The organism is Burkholderia sp. Ac-20379, from assembly GCF_017104645.1.
Classification (GTDB): Bacteria; Pseudomonadota; Gammaproteobacteria; order Burkholderiales; family Burkholderiaceae; genus Burkholderia.
This window is the reverse complement of sequence record NZ_JAAGPF010000644.1, coordinates 1-2009: the sequence shown is the minus strand read 5'-3', so window position 1 is coordinate 2009 and position 2009 is coordinate 1. Positions and strand designations below refer to the sequence as shown.

The 2009-nt window shown below is 70.0% G+C and carries 1 protein-coding gene; it reads right to left on the bottom strand.

Going from position 1 to position 2009, the window contains the following annotated elements; all coding sequences use genetic code 11:
• Positions 1-104: 104 nt before the first annotated feature.
• On the bottom strand, positions 105-2009 hold a 1905-nt coding region (locus tag G3N92_RS33540), incomplete at its 5' end, for a TonB-dependent receptor (RefSeq protein ID WP_206131796.1).

Sequence of the window (2009 nt, the reverse complement as noted above, 5' to 3'; positions counted from 1 at the left end):
CATCGAGCGCCACCTGCCGCAGCAGCGCGCGCGCGGCGCGGGCCGCGCCGCCGGGCGTCCAGCTCAGGCCGTCGATCCGCAGCTCGCTCATCGCGCGCCCGCGTTCAGAACTTCAGCGTGGCGGTCACGCCGCCCGAGCGCGGCGCGCCGAGCAGCCATTCGCCGCCGTCGTTCTGGCTGGTTTCCGCGTAGACGCGGTTGGTGAGGTTGTGCAGATAAAGCGACACGGTCAGATCCTTGGTGGCACGCCACGAGGCGGAAGCGTCCAGCAGCGTATACGAAGGCAGATGCACCGTGTTGGCGGTGTCGCCGTAGCTGCGGCCCACGTAACGCAGGCCCGCGCCCGCGCGCCAGCCCGGCGCGAAGGCCCAGTCCACCCACAGGTTGGCCGTCTGCTGCGGGATGTTGATCGGCACGTTGCCGGCGCGCGAGACGCTCGCGCCATCCACCGATTCGTCGAAGTTGTCGTAGCGCGCGCGCAGGAACGCCGCGTTCGCATCGATCGACAGCCCGTGCGGCAGTTGCAGCGCGCCGGTCCATTCCACGCCACGCGACGACTGCTTGCCCACCTGGATGTTCTGCCCCGGGTTCTGCGGATCGGCGCTCAGGATGTTGCGCTTGACGATCTGGTAGAACGCCAGCGTCCAGGAGCCGCGCCCGCCGCCGAACGCCTGCTTCACGCCGGCTTCCCACTGCTCGCCGGTCGACAGGCTGAACGCGCTGCTCGATTTCGACAGCGTGATCAGCGAGCCGACGCCGTCGGTGCCGGTGGTGTACTGGCCGTACAGCGAGACGTTCGGCGTCAGCGAGAACACCAGCCCGGTGCGCCAGCTCGTGTGGCCGAACGTCTTGTCGAACGACGACGCGCCGGCCGTGGCGGTGGCGAACGTGTCGCGATGGAAATCGATGTAGTCGTAGCGCAGGCCCGAGATCCACGACAGCCGGTCGCTCAGCTCGACGCGATCCTCGGCGAACACGCCGGCCTGATGCGTGTGCGTGCGGAACACCGGCACGGTGGCGTCGGGGCTGGCGAACACGCCCGGATCGAAGCCGAACGCGGGCACCGTGGATTGCCCGTCGAACGGCGTGTTGCTGCCGTCCACGAACGTCACGTCGTTGAACTCCGCGCCCACCACGAGCCGGTTCTGGCGGCCCAGCAGATGGCCGTCGAAGGTGGCGTCGAGCCGGTCGCCCACCTGCCGCTCGTGGTGCGTGATCTCGATGTAGTCGCTGCGCAGCACCGAGCCGTCGTTCTGCAGTGCGTAGCTTTCCGAATCGTGCCAGTGGCGGTCGGTCAGCATGCCGTACAGGCTGTTGCGCACCGTCACGCCGGGCGCGGCGCGCCAGGTGGCGCTCAGGCGCGCCCAGCGGTCGAAATACGAAATCGATGCGTCGCCGACGTTGTAGTTCTGCCGCGCGAACGCCGGGTTCAGCGCGCCGCCCTCGGTCGGCACGCCGAAATAGGTCATCGGCTTCTGGCGCGCGAAATCGTAGTCGAGCGTGAACGACAGCGCCGGGTTGACGTCGAGCTTCAGCGCGCCGCCCACCGACGTGATGTGCGATTCGCCGCGCGGCACCCAGCCGTTCTGGCGGTCGTCGTTCACATAGAAGCGGTACGACAGCATCGGCCCGAGCGCGCCGGTGGTATCCAGCGCCACGCGCTTCTCGCCGTAGCTGCCCGCGCCCACCAGCACGGTGGTGGAACGCTCGCGCTGCGGCGCCTTCGGCACCACGTTGATCACGCCGCCGATGCCGCCCTCGCCGTACAGCACCGAGGCCGGCCCGCGCAGCACCTCGATGCGGTCCACCTGCCAGGTGTCGGCCGGGAACGTCACGGTGCCGGCGCCGACCATCATGCGCGTGCCGTCGTAGAGCGTGGTGACCGATTCGGGGCCGCTGAAGCCGCGCACCGACATCGCCGTGCCGCCGTTGCCGGGCGCGCCGGCGGCGGCGAAGCCGGCCGCGCGCGTGACGGCGCCGAGCACGGTGGTGTCGCCGCGCTCGCGCAC